At 70.7% G+C, this 16,345-nt stretch carries 15 protein-coding genes; 10 read left to right on the top strand and 5 right to left on the bottom strand.

Translation table 11 applies throughout. From position 1 onward, the window contains the following. Positions 1 to 36 precede the first annotated feature (36 nt). The 3 genes from IF61_RS0131030 to IF61_RS0131020 form a co-directional block, all read right to left on the bottom strand. A complete protein-coding gene (locus IF61_RS0131030) occupies positions 37 to 897 on the bottom strand; it encodes a DUF4429 domain-containing protein (protein ID WP_030369890.1) in 861 nt (286 codons plus the stop codon). 252 nt (positions 898 to 1,149) lie between these two features. Continuing rightward, on the bottom strand, positions 1,150 to 2,370 hold the full coding sequence (locus tag IF61_RS0131025) for an alpha/beta hydrolase (RefSeq protein ID WP_030369889.1): 1,221 nt from the start codon (positions 2,368 to 2,370) through the stop codon (positions 1,150 to 1,152). Between the two features lie 98 nt (positions 2,371 to 2,468). Continuing rightward, entirely contained in the window at positions 2,469 to 3,131 is a 663-nt protein-coding gene (locus IF61_RS0131020; RefSeq protein ID WP_030369888.1) for a TetR/AcrR family transcriptional regulator, read from the bottom strand. A gap of 114 nt (positions 3,132 to 3,245) precedes the next feature. On the opposite strand from IF61_RS0131020, the gene IF61_RS0131015 reads away from it, so the two are divergent. Both IF61_RS0131015 and IF61_RS0131010 read left to right on the top strand, forming a co-directional pair. Then, the gene (locus IF61_RS0131015; protein ID WP_030369887.1) at positions 3,246 to 4,838 is read left to right on the top strand and encodes an MFS transporter; all 1,593 of its coding nucleotides are present in this window, start codon (positions 3,246 to 3,248) and stop codon (positions 4,836 to 4,838) included. 114 nt (positions 4,839 to 4,952) lie between these two features. Continuing rightward, positions 4,953 to 5,336, top strand: coding sequence for a peptidase inhibitor family I36 protein (locus IF61_RS0131010; RefSeq protein ID WP_030369886.1), 384 nt, complete (start codon positions 4,953 to 4,955; stop codon positions 5,334 to 5,336). A gap of 96 nt (positions 5,337 to 5,432) precedes the next feature. Here IF61_RS0131010 and aceE read toward each other — a convergent pair whose 3' ends face one another. Continuing rightward, positions 5,433 to 8,165 carry a pyruvate dehydrogenase (acetyl-transferring), homodimeric type gene (gene aceE / locus IF61_RS0131005; RefSeq protein ID WP_030369885.1) on the bottom strand — a complete coding sequence of 911 codons (2,733 nt, stop codon included), beginning with the start codon at positions 8,163 to 8,165 and terminating at the stop codon, positions 5,433 to 5,435. Between the two features lie 478 nt (positions 8,166 to 8,643). On the opposite strand from aceE, the gene IF61_RS0131000 reads away from it, so the two are divergent. The 6 genes from IF61_RS0131000 to IF61_RS0130975 all read left to right on the top strand — a co-directional run bounded on the left by IF61_RS0131000 (position 8,644) and on the right by IF61_RS0130975 (position 13,187). Next, positions 8,644 to 9,066 (top strand): DUF3052 domain-containing protein, encoded by a 423-nt coding sequence (locus IF61_RS0131000; RefSeq protein WP_030369884.1) that lies wholly within the window; start codon positions 8,644 to 8,646, stop codon positions 9,064 to 9,066. A gap of 168 nt (positions 9,067 to 9,234) precedes the next feature. Next, positions 9,235 to 9,693: a peroxiredoxin gene (locus IF61_RS0130995; protein WP_030369883.1), complete on the top strand. Its 459-nt coding sequence runs from the start codon at positions 9,235 to 9,237 to the stop codon at positions 9,691 to 9,693. Between the two features lie 151 nt (positions 9,694 to 9,844). Continuing rightward, entirely contained in the window at positions 9,845 to 10,420 is a 576-nt protein-coding gene (locus tag IF61_RS0130990; RefSeq protein WP_030369882.1) for a TerD family protein, read from the top strand. Between the two features lie 123 nt (positions 10,421 to 10,543). Further along, positions 10,544 to 11,119 (top strand): TerD family protein, encoded by a 576-nt coding sequence (locus IF61_RS0130985; RefSeq protein ID WP_030369881.1) that lies wholly within the window; start codon positions 10,544 to 10,546, stop codon positions 11,117 to 11,119. Positions 11,120 to 11,168: 49 nt separating this feature from the next. Beyond that, the gene (locus IF61_RS0130980; RefSeq protein ID WP_030369880.1) at positions 11,169 to 12,329 is read left to right on the top strand and encodes a DUF475 domain-containing protein; all 1,161 of its coding nucleotides are present in this window, start codon (positions 11,169 to 11,171) and stop codon (positions 12,327 to 12,329) included. A gap of 114 nt (positions 12,330 to 12,443) precedes the next feature. Continuing rightward, positions 12,444 to 13,187: a TerD family protein gene (locus IF61_RS0130975; RefSeq protein ID WP_030369879.1), complete on the top strand. Its 744-nt coding sequence runs from the start codon at positions 12,444 to 12,446 to the stop codon at positions 13,185 to 13,187. 87 nt (positions 13,188 to 13,274) lie between these two features. Here IF61_RS0130975 and IF61_RS0130970 read toward each other — a convergent pair whose 3' ends face one another. Then, on the bottom strand, positions 13,275 to 14,186 hold the full coding sequence (locus IF61_RS0130970) for a TerD family protein (RefSeq protein ID WP_030369878.1): 912 nt from the start codon (positions 14,184 to 14,186) through the stop codon (positions 13,275 to 13,277). 242 nt (positions 14,187 to 14,428) lie between these two features. On the opposite strand from IF61_RS0130970, the gene IF61_RS0130965 reads away from it, so the two are divergent. Both IF61_RS0130965 and IF61_RS0130960 read left to right on the top strand, forming a co-directional pair. Next, on the top strand, positions 14,429 to 15,595 hold the full coding sequence (locus IF61_RS0130965) for an HpcH/HpaI aldolase/citrate lyase family protein (protein ID WP_030369877.1): 1,167 nt from the start codon (positions 14,429 to 14,431) through the stop codon (positions 15,593 to 15,595). Next, positions 15,592 to 16,345: phosphoribosyltransferase domain-containing protein (locus IF61_RS0130960; RefSeq protein ID WP_211264961.1), on the top strand; the 754-nt coding region annotated here is incomplete at its 3' end. The genes IF61_RS0130965 and IF61_RS0130960, both read left to right, overlap by 4 nt.

Here is a 16,345-nt window from a genome sequence, read left to right as displayed (position 1 = left end):
GGTCATACCCGGGTAGCACCGGTAGCAGGGGCCCGGTCACAGCTCGGCCAGGAGCTGGGCCTTCTTCGCGCTGAACTCGTCGTCGGTCAGGAGCCCCGCGTCGTGCAGCGCGCCCAGGTGGCGGATGCGGTCGGCGATGCCGCCCGGGTCCGGGCGGGCGGCCGGCACGCGCGCGGCCGGCACGCTGGGGGCCGCGGCGCGGACCGCTTCGAGGACGGCCGCGCCGAAGGGCAGCGACTCGTGCAGCAGGCCGTAGCCCATGCCGAAGACGACGGCCGCCGGATCCTGGTCGGCCTGGCCGGGCTGCTGGTCCTCGCCGCCGCGCGGCACGAGCCGCAGATAGCCGCCGGCGAGCTCGGGGGAGCGCCACTCGACGCCCGACAGCTCCTCGACGGCGAAGCGCTGGTCGCCGGCCTTCCACTTGGCGGACGAGGCGCCCGTCCAGAACCAGCGGAAGGCGACGGACCGGCCGTCGAAGGAGGCCTTGCCGTCGTAGGCCTTGAAGGACGGCGGGGGAGCGGGCGCCGCGACGAGCGGGCGCAGGGCGGGATCGGCCGCGTCCGGGCCGAGGGCGGCCCGTATCTCGTCGGCGTAGTACTCGGCGAGGGCGTCGCGCTGCTCGGGCAGCACCAGCCGGTACGGGTCGGTGCTCTCCTTGAGCTGGCCGTCCGCGACGTCCATCAGCGGATCGGCGCCCGGTCTCGGCACCGCGCGCAGCACCACCGTCCCGCGCTTTCCCGGGGCCAGTTCGACGGCCGCGAGCGCCTCGTAGGGGATGCGTCGCTCACCGAGCGCCTGGAGCAGCTTCGGCGTGCGGATCCCCCGTTCGAAGCGGATGAGCACGGAGTCGGTGTCGAACTCCCAGACGGTGTGGAAACCCGTCAGCACATCACCCATGCCCGTCATCGTATGCGGCCCCTGCCCACGCGTCCCCCTGCGGGGAGCGGGTTGCTACGCGCGTTGCCCTCACGTACGCCCGAGCCCGGTCCGGCACCGCCGGGCTACGGCGTCGTGGTGCTTCGCCGTTGCGGCGGAAGGAAGGTGTCTGCCCCGGCAGAAGAAGGTTCCGCCGTCGCGGTGATCAGCCCCCGCGGCGAGGGTCCGGCGGCATTGGGAGGGCGCCCCGGACCGTACGTGCCGCCTACGGCGCTACGCGCCTTCGGTGCAGGACGTGCTGTCGTCGGCGCAGCTGACCGTCGCCGGCGCGCCGACGCCGATGCCCGCGAAGTTGGCGAGGCTCGTCGTGCCGGGCTCGAAGTAGCCGGCGTGGCCCTCCGCGCCGCGGGCGGACATCACGCGCGCCCCGAAGCCCTGCGAGACGGGGTCGGCGCCGTGGCCGAGGCCGCCGACCTCCAGGTGGGGCACGCCCTGGATCCAGTCGTCCGGGTCGCGCATGGCCCATATCCGGGCGCTGGTCCGCAGCTCGGAGACGTGGTCGGCGCGCAGCCCGGGGCTGCCGGCGACGGCGACGTCGGTGACGCGCGGGGACAGGTCGCGCGCGGCGACGCCGCACACCACCGAGCCGTAGCTGTGGCAGACGAGGGCGACCCGGGAGTCGCCGGGCAGCGCGCGGACCGCGGCGCGCAGCCGCAGCGCGCCCTCGGCGGCGAGCTTGCCGGTGGCGGCGTCCATGCCGACGCCGGCGGGCGAGGTGTAGTCGGCCCAGGCGATGACGGCCGTGCGGGTGCCGGGGGCGGTCTTGCGCTCGGCGGCGTAGAGGGAGCGGGCCATGCCGACGGGGGCGCTGTAGGAGCGCTGGGACTTCTCGAAGGTGAGCAGGTTGGTGTCGACGCCGGGGACGACGACGGAGACCCGCCGGGCCTGGTCGAGGTCGCCGATGACCTCCGCGACCCGGCCGTCGCCGGTGGGGTCGAAGGCGAGGATCTGCCGCCCGTCCTCCCGCAGGGACTCGAAGCGGTGCATGCGGCGCAGCGCTTCCCGGCGGCCGACGGGGCTGAGGCCGCTCGCGTGGCTGCGGCGCTTCTCGACGGCGCGGGCCTGGTCGAGGGCGGCGCGGTTGGCGCGGTAGCGCAGGGCGGGCGGGGCGCCGTTGAGGTTGCCGACGACGAGGGGGTACTCGTCGGCGAGCCGCGTCTGCTGGGCGCCGGTGAGGGAGGCGAAGAAGCGGGCCACGGTGTCGGAGGCCGTCCCGGGGGCCGGCAGCGGGCGGCCCGCCACGGAGCCGTGCAGCCAGGCGCTGAGCGAGACCGTACGGGCGTCCCCGGCCGCCTTGTGGCTTCTGACGGCCGTCCAGCCGGTCGTGCCGAGCATCACGAAGACCACGGCCAGGGCGAGCAGTGCGCGCCACACGGTGGCCGTGGTCGTCCACGGTACGGAGGAGGGGGAGCCGAGCTCCGGGAAGGAAGTCACCGCGAAACACCCTAGGAGAAACCCGGCGGCGACTGAGGAGTCCGTGAGCTATCTCACGTTTGAGTGGGGCGAATTGGGCACAAGCGTGGTTTTCTCGATCAAGCGCGCCAGTTTTCCGCCAATGCCGGGCCGAGCTGGTCCAGATAGGCCACGGTGAGCTCCCGGAGATCGTCCAGACCGCCCTCACCGCGCTCGCCCCAGGCCCGCGTCGTGACGCGCATCACCCCGCCGAACGCGGCCACCAGGACGTGCGGCCGGGGGTCGGCCCGCGGATCCAGCCCCTCGCGCCGGGCGATCTCCAGGGCCAGTCGCTCCTCCACCTCCGAGAGCGCGCGCAGCCGCGCCGCCAGCAGCTGGGGCGTCGACTCGATCAGCCGGTACGTGCACAGGTGCAGCTCCAGCGGCACGACCGCCTCGATGACGGCGCGCGCGCCGTCCCACGTGCCGAGGACGGCCCCGCGCAGGGCGGGCAAGGGGGCCTCGGCGGCGGGCCGGGAGCGCAGCGTGGCGAGGAAGAGGGCGTCGACGGCGGTCTGCATCGCCAGCGCGACCTCCTCCTTGTTCGCGAAGTAGCGGAAGAAGGTGCGCTGGGAGACCTCCGCGGCCTCGGCGATCTCGTCGACGGTGGTGCGCTCGTAGCCCTTGCGGGCGAACAGCTCCAGGGCGGACCGGATCAGGGTGTCCCGCGTGCGCCGCTTCTTCCGCTCGCGCAGCCCGGACGGCGCCGCCGGGCGGGCCGCCGCACCCTCGATCGCGTGCATGGATCGTCTCTCCTCCGCCACGTTTGTGCTGCTCAGGATAGCCATCCGGAGATATGGCAGACACCGGCGCATGCGGTCGACGGCCAATTGGCAGGCACTGACATAATTCTCCGCATGACGTCTCAGACCGCTGTCGCCGAGGCGCAGCCGGACCTCGGTTCCCGCAAGGGGCTCCGCGGCCACCCCTGGCTGACCCTCGTTACCGTGGCGATAGGCGTGATGATGGTCGCGCTCGACGGCACGATCGTCGCCGTCGCGAATCCCGTCATCCGGGATGACCTCCACGCCTCGCTCGCCGATGTCCAGTGGATAACCAACAGCTACCTCCTCGCCCTCGCGGTCGCGCTCATCACCGCGGGCAAGCTGGGTGACCGGTTCGGTCACCGGCTGACCTTCCTCATAGGTACCACCGGTTTCGCCGTCGCCTCCGGAGCCATCGCGCTCTCCGGCAGCGTGTCGGCCGTCGTCGTCTTCCGGGTCCTGCAGGGACTCTGCGGCGCGCTGCTGATGCCGGCCGCGCTCGGCCTGCTGCGCGCCACCTTCCCGGCCGGCAAGCTCAACATGGCCGTCGGCATCTGGGGCATGGTGATCGGCGCCTCGACCGCCGGCGGCCCCATCCTCGGCGGCGTCCTCGTCGAACACGTCAACTGGCAGTCGGTGTTCTTCATCAACGTGCCGGTCGGCGTCGTCGCCCTCGTCCTCGGCCTCACCATCCTCAGGGACCACCGGGCCGCCCACGCCCCGCGCTCCTTCGACCTCCCCGGCATCGGCCTGCTCTCGGCCGGGATGTTCTGCCTCGTCTGGGCGCTGATCAAGGCCCGTGACTGGGGCTGGGGGGACGCGAAGACGCTGCTGTTCCTGGCGGGCGCGGCCCTCGCCCTCCTCCTCTTCGCCTTCTGGGAGGCCAGGGCCCGCGAACCGCTGCTGCCGCTGCGGCTCTTCCGCTCCGTGCCGCTGACCGCCGGCACCGTCCTGATGTTGCTGATGGCGTTCGCCTTCATCGGCGGCCTGTTCTTCGTCACCTTCTACTTGCAGAACGTGCACGGCATGAGTCCCGTCGACTCGGGCCTGCACCTGCTGCCGCTCACCGGCATGATGATCGTCGGCTCGCCCGCCGCGGGCGCGCTCATCACCCGCGTGGGGCCGCGGATCCCGCTGGTCGCGGGCATGCTGCTGACCACCGCCGCCTGCTTCGGCATGGCCCGCCTCGAAGCCGGGTCCGGCACGGGCGTGATGTCGGTGTGGTTCGCCCTCTTCGGCCTCGGCCTCGCCCCGGTCATGGTCGGCGCCACCGAAGTCATCGTCGGCAACGCCCCGCTGGAGCACGCCGGCGTCGCGGGCGGCCTGCAGCAGGCCGCCATGCAGGTGGGAGGCTCGCTCGGGACGGCCGTCCTCGGCGCCGTCATGGCCGCCCGCGTCGACGACACCCTGCCCGGCAAGTGGGCGGAGGCGGGGCTGCCCGCCGGCACGCCGCAGCAGGCGGCCGGGGCGGCGGACGCCGTCGCGGTCGGCGTGGCGCCGGTGCCGCCCGGGGCGCCGCCGGAGCTGGCGGGGAAGATCACGGACGTCGCGCATGACACTTTCGTGTCAGGGATGAACCTGTCCTTCACCGTTGCGGGCGTCGTCGCGGCCTGTGCCGCCCTGGTCGCGCTGTTCACCAAGCGCGGATCGAACCCCGAGGCGGCGTCCGGCGCGGCCCACATCTGACCCGGACGCACGCCTTCCCCTATCAGGGCCCCGCACCGCGGGGCCCTCTTGGCAGCGTCCGTCACTCCCGTCAGGATGCGGTGTGCGACAGCACCGACACAGGGAGTGATGTTCATGCGTACGATCCGCACCGTCGCCGCCGCCGTCACCGCGTCCGCCGCGCTGGCCCTGCTCTGCGCGCCCACGGCCGGCGCGGCCGCCGCGGCGGGCAGGGAGCGGCTCGGCCCCTGCGCCGCCGGGCAACTGTGCCTGTGGACGAAGACCGGCTTCCGCGGGACGCGCAGTACGAGCGAGCTCGCGGACATCGGCATCGAGGATTGCGTGACCTTACCGGCGGGCGGCAGCGCGGCGGCCCTCGCCAACCGCACGGGGCGCCCTGTTACTACGTATCAGAGCGCTACGTGCGCGGAGACGGGTGAGTTCTCGACGTACCCCTCGGGGACATGGGTCCCGGAGAGCCCGTACGTCGTCCGGGCGTACAAGGTGTGGGAGCACTAGCTCACCGAAAACTGCCGCCGCCCCCGGCCAGCAGAGCTGGCCGGGGGCGGCGGCAGTAGGGATGAGCCGGAGCGACTACGCGTCGCTCCGGAGCGACTACGCGTCGCCGCCGGCCGCGCCCGGGTCGGCAGCCGTGACGTCCAGCAGCTGGTAGCGGTCCACCGCCTGCTTCAGCAGCGAGCGGTCGACCTTCCCCTGCTTGGCGAGCTCGGTGAGCACGGCCAGGACGATCGACTGGGCGTCGATGTGGAAGAAGCGACGGGCGGCGCCACGCGTGTCGGCGAAGCCGAAGCCGTCCGCACCCAGCGACTGGTACGCACCCGGCACCCAGCGCGAGATCTGGTCCGGCACGGCACGCATCCAGTCGGAGACGGCCACGAACGGGCCCTCGGCGCCCTGGAGCTTCTGCGTCACGTACGGGACGCGGAGCTCCTCCTCCGGGTGCAGGAGGTTGTGCTCCTCGGCCTCGATCGCGTCCCTGCGGAGCTCGTTCCAGGAGGTGGCCGACCAGACGTCCGCCTTGACGTCCCACTCCTCGGCGAGGATCTTCTGGGCCTCGATCGCCCACGGCACCGCCACGCCCGAGGCGAGGATCTGGGCCGGGATCGCGCCCTTCTCACCCTGCGAGAAGCGGTACAGACCCTTGAGGATGCCGTCGGCGTCCACGTCCGCCGGCTCGGCCGGGTGCTGGATCGGCTCGTTGTAGACGGTCAGGTAGTAGAAGACGTTCTCGGCGTTCTCGCCGTACATCCTCCGCAGACCGTCCTTGACGATGTGCGCCATCTCGAAGCCGAACGCGGGGTCGTAGGAGACGACGCCCGGGTTGGTGGACGCCAGCAGCTGCGAGTGGCCGTCGGCGTGCTGCAGACCCTCACCCGTCAGGGTGGTGCGGCCCGCGGTGGCGCCGAGCACGAAGCCGCGCGACAGCTGGTCGGCCATCTGCCAGAACTGGTCACCCGTGCGCTGGAAGCCGAACATCGAGTAGAAGACGTAGACCGGGATCAGCGGCTCGCCGTGCGTCGCGTAGGCGGAGCCCGCCGCGATCAGCGAGGCCGTGCAGCCCGCCTCGGAGATGCCGTCGTGCAGCATCTGGCCGGTCGGCGACTCCTTGTACGCGAGCAGCAGCTCGCGGTCCACGGACTCGTACTGCTGGCCGAGCGGGTTGTAGATCTTGGCCGACGGGAAGAACGCGTCCATGCCGAAGGTGCGGTACTCGTCGGGGGCGATCAGCACGAAGCGCTTGCCGATCTCCTTGTCCCGCATGAGGTCCTTCAGGATGCGGACGAACGCCATGGTGGTGGCGATCGACTGCTGGCCCGAGCCCTTCTTGGCGGTCGCGTAGACCTTGTCGTCCGGGAGGGCCAGCGGCTTCGACCGGTCGACGCGGGTCGGCACGTATCCGCCGAGCGCGTTGCGGCGGTCGTGCATGTACTGGATCTCCTCCGAGTCGCGACCCGGGTGGTAGTACGGCGGCAGGCCGGACTCCAGCTCCTTGTCGGCGATCGGGATGTGGAGGCGGTCGCGGAAGCGCTTGAGGTCCTCGACCGTGAGCTTCTTCATCTGGTGGGTCGCGTTGCGGCCCTCGAAGTTCGGACCCAGGGTCCAGCCCTTGACGGTCTGCGCGAGGATCACGGTCGGCTGGCCCTTGTGGGCCTTGGCCGCCGCGTACGCCGCGTAGATCTTCTTGTGGTCGTGACCGCCGCGGCCCAGGTGCAGGATCTGGTCGTCGGTCATGCCCTCGACCATCTTGCGGAGACGGTGGTCGTCGCCGAAGAAGTGGTCGCGGATGTACGCACCGGTCTCGGTGGCGTACGTCTGGAACTGGCCGTCCGGAGTGCTGTTGAGCTTGTTGACCAGGATGCCGTCCCGGTCCTGGGCCAGCAGCGGGTCCCAGGAGCGGTCCCAGACCAGCTTGATCACGTTCCAGCCGGCGCCGCGGAACTGCGACTCCAGCTCCTGCATGACCTTGCCGTTGCCGCGGACCGGGCCGTCGAGGCGCTGCAGGTTGCAGTTGACGACGAAGGTCAGGTTGTCCAGGCCCTCACGGGCGGCGATGGACAGCTGGCCGAGCGACTCCGGCTCGTCCATCTCGCCGTCACCGAGGAACGCCCAGACGTGCGACTTGGAGGTGTCGGCGATGCCGCGCGCCTCCATGTAGCGGTTCATGCGGGCCTGGTAGATCGCACCGAGGGGGCCGAGGCCCATCGAGACGGTCGGGAACTCCCAGAAGTCCGGCATGAGGCGCGGGTGCGGGTAGCTCGACAGGCCGTAGGGGGCCTTGGACTTCTCCTGGCGGAACGAGTCCAGGTTCCGCTCGGAGAGCCGGTCCAGCAGGAACGCGCGGGCGTAGATGCCGGGGGAGGCGTGACCCTGGAAGAAGATCTGGTCGCCGCCGTCGCCCTCGTCCTTGCCGCGGAAGAAGTGGTTGAAGCCCACGTCGTACAGCGAGGCGGAGGAGGCGAAGGTGGCGATGTGGCCGCCGACGCCGATGCCCGGGCGCTGCGCCCGGGAAACCATCACGGCCGCGTTCCAGCGGGTCGCGTTCAGGACCTTGCGCTCGATCTCCTCGTTGCCGGGGAAGAACGGCTCGTCCTTGGTCGCGATCGTGTTGACGTAGTCCGTGCTGCGCATCTCGGGCACGGCGACGCGCTTCTCGCGAGCCCGCTCGATCAGGCGAAGCATGAGGTAGCGGGCACGTTCCCGGCCTCGCTCATCGACGGCTGCGTCGAGCGAGTCGAGCCACTCCTGGGTCTCTTCGGGATCGAAGTCCGGGACCTGGCTGGGAAGGCCGCCAATGATGATCGGGTTGCGATCGGATCCGGAAGCCACGCTGTTCCTTCGCTGTCGGTCGTGGTCGTGCTCTGCACGCGGTGTTGCTGCGCACGCGGTCAAATATGGGGCTGCTTATCTGGCGCCGGCTCCCATCGTGGACCGCGGCGGCGGAAACGTCATCTCTACTGGGCGGTAACCACCACGGGTGAGACGAAGCAGCGTTTGTTGGTCGCCCGGGGCGGCCAAATCGCAACCTTACGCCCCCAAAGGGGGTTCCCCGTGTACGGCTGTTCGGGGTCGCTCCGTGGAATCACATGGAGTAACTTCGCAAAAGGGGCAAAGTTCTGTGTGGTGAATCACTCTCCCCTCCAGCCTCAGGGTTGGAGTTGCCACAGGACGTCCGCGTCCGTCAACGTTTCGGCGGTCTCGATGGCCGGGTACTTGCGCGATCCGTCCGTCACGTGTGGACTACGCCCATCGTTTCGCGTACGCGCGAGCCGAATGCAACGTCTCGAAGGATGACAGGAGGAAATCCGTGAGCGCGACCGCGGACCACGCGGAGGAGCGGACCAATCCGGCCGGAAGGCTGGGTTTCGAGCCCGGACAGGTGGTCCAGGAGATCGGCTACGACGACGACGTCGATCATGATCTCCGTGAAGGTATTGAGTCCCTCATCGGCCAGGACCTCGTCGACGAGGAATATGACGACGTGGCCGACGTCGTCCTGCTGTGGTTCCGGGATGAGGACGGGGACCTCACGGACGCGCTGGTGGACGCCATCGGCCTGCTTGAGGACGGCGGCAACATCTGGCTGCTGACGCCCAAGACGGGCCGCGACGGCTACATCGAGCCGAGCGACATCCAGGACGCCTCGCAGACCGCCGGTCTCTCGCAGACCAAGAGCATCAGCGTGGCCAAGGACTGGACCGGCACCCGCCTGGCCGCCCCCAAGCGCTAGCCCAGGGCAGGCGCCCCGACACCCGCACCGAGCCCCCCGGCAGTCCGCTGCCCGGGGGGCTCCGTGCGTCCCCCGGGGGGCTCGGTGACACACTGGCGGCCTACCCGCCGGTGGCCGGGGCCGGGCAGGCCTCGCGGACCGGCCCTGCCGAGAAGAAGGATTTCGAACATGGCGATCGAGGTCGGCACCAAGGCTCCGGACTTCGAGCTGCGGAACCAGCACGGCGAGACCGTCCGGCTCTCCGACTTCCGCGGCGAGAAGAACGTAGTCCTGCTCTTCTACCCCTTCGCCTTCACCGGCGTGTGCACCGGCGAGCTGTGCGCCCTGCGCGACGAGCTGCCGAAGTTCGTCAACGACGACGTGCAGCTGCTGGCCGTCTCCAACGACGCCCCGTTCTCGCTGCGCGTCTTCGCCGAGCAGGAGGGCCTCACCTACCCGCTGCTCTCCGACTTCTGGCCGCACGGCAACGTCAGCCGCGACTACGGCGTCTTCGACGAGGAGAAGGGCTGCGCGGTGCGCGGCACCTTCATCATCGACAAGGAAGGCGTCGTGCGCTGGACGGTCGTCAACGGCCTGCCCGACGCGCGCGACCTGGACGAGTACACCAAGGCGCTCGCCGCTCTCTGAGCCGGCCGCGCCGCCGGGTGCGGAGCCATCCGCGCCGAGAACCATGCCATCGCCGGGAACCGGTCACTAGGATCCAGACGTTGACCGGTTGCCATCGCACAACGGGGGCGCAGGTGAGACTCCTGGCCCCTCGAAAACCAATGGAGGACTCGTGGGAGTCAGTCTCAGCAAGGGCGGCAACGTCTCGCTGACCAAGGCGGCCCCCAACCTGACCGCGGTCATCGTCGGTCTCGGCTGGGACGCCCGTACCACCACCGGTACGGACTTCGACCTGGACGCCAGCGCGCTGCTGACGAACGACCAGGGCAAGGTCGCCAACGACCAGAACTTCGTCTTCTTCAACAACCTCAAGAGCCCCGACGGCTCTGTCGAGCACCAGGGTGACAACCTCACCGGTGAGGGCGAGGGCGACGACGAGGTCATCAAGGTCAACCTGGCCGGTGTGCCCGCCGACGTCGCCAAGATCGTCTTCCCGGTCTCGATCTACGAGGCCGAGTCGCGGCAGCAGAGCTTCGGCCAGGTGCGCAACGCCTACATCCGCGTCGTGAACCAGGCCGACAACACCGAGCTGGCCCGCTACGACCTCAGCGAGGACGCCTCGACCGAGACCGCCATGGTCTTCGGCGAGCTCTACCGCCACGGCGCCGAGTGGAAGTTCCGCGCCATCGGCCAGGGCTACGCCTCGGGCCTGCGCGGCATCGCCCAGGACTTCGGCGTCAACGTCTGATCAGGCAGGCCGTCCGCGTCCGGCGCCGCACCCCCGCCCCCGCGGGAGTGCGGCGCCGGACGCGCACCGGCGCCCCGCGGCAAGCCCGGGCGCCGGATCTCGACTCGGGGAGGAAACAAGATCATGGGCGTCACGCTCGCCAAGGGAGGCAATGTCTCCCTCTCCAAGGCCGCACCCAACCTCACCAACGTGACCGTCGGTCTCGGCTGGGACGCGCGCTCCACCACCGGAGCCCCCTTCGACCTCGACGCCAGCGCCCTGCTGTGCGCCACGGGCCGTGTGCTCGGCGACGAGTACTTCGTCTTCTACAACAACCTCAAGAGCCCCGAGGGCTCCGTCGAACACACTGGCGACAACCTCACCGGTGAGGGCGACGGCGACGACGAGACGATCCTGGTCGACCTGACCAAGGTCCCCGCCGCCTGCGACAAGATCGTCTTCCCGGTGAGCATCCACGACGCCGATGTCCGCGGCCAGAGCTTCGGCCAGGTCAGCAACGCCTACATCCGCGTCGTCAACCAGGCCGACGGCTCCGAGCTCGCCCGCTACGACCTCAGCGAGGACGCCTCCAGCGAGACGGCGATGATCTTCGGCGAGGTGTACCGCTACGGAGGCGAGTGGAAGTTCCGAGCGGTCGGGCAGGGGTACGCATCAGGCCTGCGCGGCATCGCCCTAGACTTCGGGGTCAACGTTTCGTAAAGCCGCGCACGGCGCGGGGGAAACCCCATAACGAAGGATTGGGTAGCCAGTGCTCCTGAAAACCTTTGGCTGGTCGTTCGCCATCACGGCGGCCGGACTGGCCCTGGCCGGTGTCCTCTGGGGGTGGCAGGGGCTCGCGATCGTCGCGATACTGTCCGTCCTCGAGATCTCGCTCTCGTTCGACAACGCGGTCATCAATGCCGGAATCCTCCGGAAGATGAACCCGTTCTGGCAGAAGATGTTCCTGACCGTGGGCATCCTCATCGCCGTCTTCGGCATGAGGCTCGTCTTCCCGGTCGTCATCGTCGCCATCACGGCGAAGCTGGGACCGATCGAGGCGGTCAGGGTCGCGATTCAGGACCACGATCGCTACGAAGCCCTCGTCACCAGCGCCCACCCGGCCATCGCCGCCTTCGGCGGCATGTTCCTCCTGATGATCTTCCTGGACTTCATCTTCGAGGACCGGGACATCAAGTGGCTCGCCTGGCTGGAGAAGCCGCTCGCCAAGCTCGGCAAGCTGGACACCCTCTCCGTCGTCGTTTCCCTGGTCGTGCTGATCATCGCCGCCACCACCTTCGCCACCGCCGTTCCGGTGCACGACGGTGAGGGCACGATCGACAAGGCCACCACGGTCCTGCTCGCCGGAATCGGCGGCCTCGTCACCTACCTGATCGTCGGCGGAATCTCCGACTTCTTCGAGAACCGCCTGGAAGAGGCCGAGGAAGACGAGGAGGGCGAGGACGGGGCCGTGGAGGACGCGGTGCCCGCCGGTGCGAAGAAGGGCGGCGGCTCGGTCGTCGGCCTCGCCGGCAAGGCCGCCTTCTTCATGTTCCTCTACCTGGAGGTCATCGACGCGTCCTTCTCCTTCGACGGTGTCATCGGCGCCTTCGCCATCACCAACGACATCTTCGTGATGGCCCTCGGTCTCGGCATCGGCGCCATGTACATCCGGTCCCTGACGGTCTTCCTCGTCCGCAAGGGGACCCTGGACGACTACGTCTATCTGGAGCACGGCGCGCACTACGCCATCGGCGCCCTCGCCGCCATCCTGCTGATCAGCATCAAGTATGAGATCCCCGAGGTCGTCACGGGTCTCATCGGCGTGCTCCTCATCGGGCTGTCGTTCCTGTCCTCTGTGCTGCGCAACCGCAAGGAGGCGGAGTCCGGAGACGGCTCCGGCGCCAAGCCGGAGGTCGCTTCCGGGGTGTGACCCTGGCACATTTGAGGAACGCTCTCAGCGGGGCGGTCGTGAGGCTCACCTCACGGCCGCCCCGCGGCAGTTGAGCGGGAAATGCGCCAGAAAAGGATGGGGGGTTCGTCGGTCATGGCGGTCTGGGACAGGTTCTTCAGCAATTGGGGGCGCGCGGCCGCGCAGCAGCTCGACTTCGGCGGGGTCAACGGCGCCGTCGAGCTGACCAAGCGTCATCCCTCGTTCTCCCTCACCAAACAGGGAGCGGTCACCGGAAACCTGCGCGTCAACCTCTCCTGGCGGATGCGCACCTCGGACTTCGGCGACAGGGCCGGGCTGGGCCAGGGGCTACGGCACCCCATGCGGAAATTCCGGCCCGAGATGGTGCAGGCGCAGGGCCCGGCCATGGTCAACGTGGACCTCGACCTCGCCTGTCTGTACGAGCTCCAGGACGGCTCCAAAGGCGTGGTGCAGCCCCTCGGCAACATACTGGGCAGCATCAACTCGCCGCCGTACGTCCAGCTGAGCGGTGACGACCGCTTCGGGTCGGGGTCGGGTGAGACGATCTACATCAACATGGACCACCGCGCCGACTTCAAACGGCTGCTGATCTTCGTCTACATCTATGACGGCACCCCGGCGTTCGACCGTACGCACGCCCTCGTGACGCTCTACCCCGGCAACGGGCCCCGGATCGAGATCGCGCTCGCCGAGCGCGCACCGGAGGCGCGGTCGTGCGCCGTGGTGATGCTGGAGAACGTCAAGGGCGAGATCGTGCTGCGGCGCGAGATGAAATACGTGTACGGGTTCCAGGCGGAGCTGGACCGGCTGTACGGGTGGGGGCTGCAGTGGGGGAGGGGATACAAGACGAAGGTGTGACAGCCTCCTGCGCGGAGGCCGTCACGCCGCGGCCGGCGAGGGCGGTGCGGGCGCGGGCCCCCGGGATGGTGCTGCGGTGCGGCGCTGTCAGCGGTTCGGCAGGAACTGCGGCCCCTGCGGCGGCAGCCTGAACGACGGGTCCGGCGCGGGCCGGTACTGCGGATAGCCGTAGGCGGGCGCGCCCGTGGGCGCGGGCTGGTGCGGATAGCCGTACGCGGGCTGGGGCTGGGGCGTCGCCGGCGGCACCGTGGGCGGCGCGGGAGGCGGCGGGGGGTATCCGTACCCCGGCTGCGGCTGCGGCTGCGGCGCCGGCTCGGGCGCCGGGCCGGGCACCTGCGCGCCCGTGGCCGCGGCGGCGGGCGCCTCCTCGGGCGCCTGGGCGGGCGCCGGGGCCGCCGCCTGGATGGGCGCCTCCCCGGCGCCGCCCGCGCCGCCCGTCTCCTCGGACTCGTCCACCGAGATGCCGAACTCCGTGGCCAGTCCGACCAGCCCCGACGCGTAGCCCTGCCCCAGGGCCCGGAACTTCCAGCCCTCCCCGCGGCGGTACAGCTCGCCGCAGATCATGGCGGTTTCCGAGCCGGTCTCCGGCTGGACCTCGAACAGCGCGAGCGGCTCGCCGCTCTGCCCCGCGGGGACCGCCACGGCGTCGTAGAGCAGCACGCACAGGTCCCGCACCCGGCCGAAGTCGCCCCCGTCCGCGGAGGCGGCCAGCACGACGCGGTGCACGGACGGCTCCAGCGTGCCGAGGTCGGTCTCGATCGCATCGGTCAAGCCCTCGACCAGTCGCTTCTTCGGCAGGTGGCGGACCGCGCCGGAGGGGTGCCGGGGCTGGTTGTAGAAGACGAAGTCCTCGTCCGAGCGGACGCGGCCGTTCTCGCCCACGAGCAGGGCGGAGGCATCCACGTCCGGGACGCCCGGGCCGGGGGTCCAGCGCAGTACGGCCCGCACGGCGCGGGCGTCCAGCGGGATGTTCGACCCCTTCAGCATGGCGTGCGTCATGTCCGCAATCCTGCCCTCCCACGGCTCCGGGGGACAACGCAGGGGTCGGCGACGGTGCCGACGATCACGAAACCGGCACATGACGTACCCGCGGACTCCCCGCTCCGACATTCCGGCGACTCATACGGGGCCCTAGATTTTCATGCACTTGGGGAACTCTTGACCCGTCGCCGGACGTACGATAATCGGCCACCTCTGCGCCTGGACGAGCCTGCGCGCGGGGTGTGGCCACGGGGAGAGTAATGAGGCATTTCGAACACCTTGCGCCCTCAGTGCGGAATGGGCTGTTCCACCAGGAGCCGGTCGCCTTCGACGCCGGTTCCCCGGCCCGCACGCTCTCCGTCGCCCTCGGCGCCACGCTCTACGCTCCCGGCACGCGGCCCTCCCTCGCGGCGGACGTCGTCAAGCAGACCGAGCGGGGGGTCGTGTCCATGGTCCTCTGCCTGGAGGACTCCATAGGCGACCACGACGTCGTCGCCGCCGAGGAGAACCTCGTCCGGCAGTTCGCCGAACTGGACCGGGCCGGTGCCCCGGCCCCGCTGCTGTTCATCCGCGTGCGCGAGCCCGCACAGATCACCGACCTCGTACGGCGGCTCGGGCCCGCCGGCCGGCTGCTCTCCGGCTTCGTCCTGCCGAAGTTCACCGAGGACCGCGGCGTGCCCTTCCTGGAGGCCCTCACCGAAGCCGAAGCCGAGTGCGGGCAGCGGCTGTTCGCCATGCCGGTGCTGGAGTCCCCCGAACTGCTCCACCTGGAGACGCGGCGCGAGACCCTCGCCGGGATCTCCCGCACCGTCGACAAGTACCGCGACCGGGTGCTCGCCCTCCGGCTCGGCGTCACCGACTTCTGCTCCGCGTACGGGCTGCGCCGCGCGCCCGACATGACCGCGTACGACGTCCAGCTCGTCGCTTCCGTGATCGCCGATGTCGTGAACGTGCTCGGGCGCGCCGACGGCAGCGGGTTCACCGTGACCGGGCCCGTGTGGGAGTACTTCAGACAGCACGAGCGGATGTTCAAGCCGCAGCTGCGGCGGACGCCCTTCGCCGGTCCCGCGGAGGAGCTGCGCACCGCGCTCATCGAGCACGACATGGACGGGCTCCTGCGCGAGATCCAGCTCGACCGGGCGAACGGGCTCCAGGGCAAGACGTGCATCCACCCCTCGCACGTCGCCCCCGTACACGCCCTGTCCGTGGTCAGCCACGAGGAGTTCAGCGACGCGCAGGACATCCTGCGGCCTGAGCGGGACGGCGGCGGAGTGCTGCGGTCCGCCTACACGAACAAGATGAACGAAGTGAAGCCGCACCGGGCCTGGGCCCAGCGGATCATGCTGCGCGCCGAGGTGTTCGGCGTCGCGCGGGAGGACGTGAGCTTTGTGGAACTGCTGGCGGCGAGTGTCCGGGCGGGCGCGTGAGCGGGCGCGTGAGCGGGGTGTGGACCGGAGCGTGGGTTGCCGAGCGGCTCGGCGTCTCCCTGGACGGTGACGCGCGGCTGCCAGGGCTTCTGGGGCTGGCGCTGCGGCGCAACCCCAAGCGGGCGCATCTGCTCGTCTCGAACGTGCTGGGCAAGCACGTGCCGGCGGCTCCGGCGGTCGTGTACGAGGCCGGGGCCGGGCTCGGGCGCCGGGTCCGGGAACTGCTCGGTGACGCGGAGGCGGCGCGGGCCGTCGTGCTGGGGTACGCGGAGACGGCCACGGGGCTGGGGCACGCGGTCGCGGACGGGGTGGGGCTCGCGCCGTACCTGCACTCGACGCGGCGGGCCGTGGCGGGGGTCGCGGCGGTCGGGGGCTTCGAGGAGGAGCACAGCCACGCGACGTCGCACCTGCTGCTGCCGGAGGACCCGGGGTTCTTCGCCGGGGACGGGCCGCTGGTGCTGGTGGACGACGAGTTCTCCACGGGGCGGACGGTGCTGAACACGATCGCGGCGCTGCACGCGGGGTTCCCGCGGGAGCGGTACGTGGTGGTGGCGCTGGTCGACATGCGGTCGGGGGAGGACCGGGAGCGGCTGGAGCGGTTCGCGGAGGAGCTGGGGGCGCGGGTGGATCTCGTGGCGCTGGCTTCGGGGGCGGTGCGGCTGCCGGAGGGGGTGCTGGAGCGGGGGCAGGAGCTGGTCGCGGAGCAGGAGGCGTCGGCGGCTGCCGGTGCGTCCGGGGTCCGGGGGCGGG

Source organism: Streptomyces roseoverticillatus (assembly GCF_000719265.1).
Taxonomy (GTDB): Bacteria; Actinomycetota; Actinomycetes; order Streptomycetales; family Streptomycetaceae; genus Streptomyces; species Streptomyces roseoverticillatus.
Note: the sequence above shows the minus strand (reverse complement) of the source record. Positions and strands in the feature narration are given on the sequence as shown.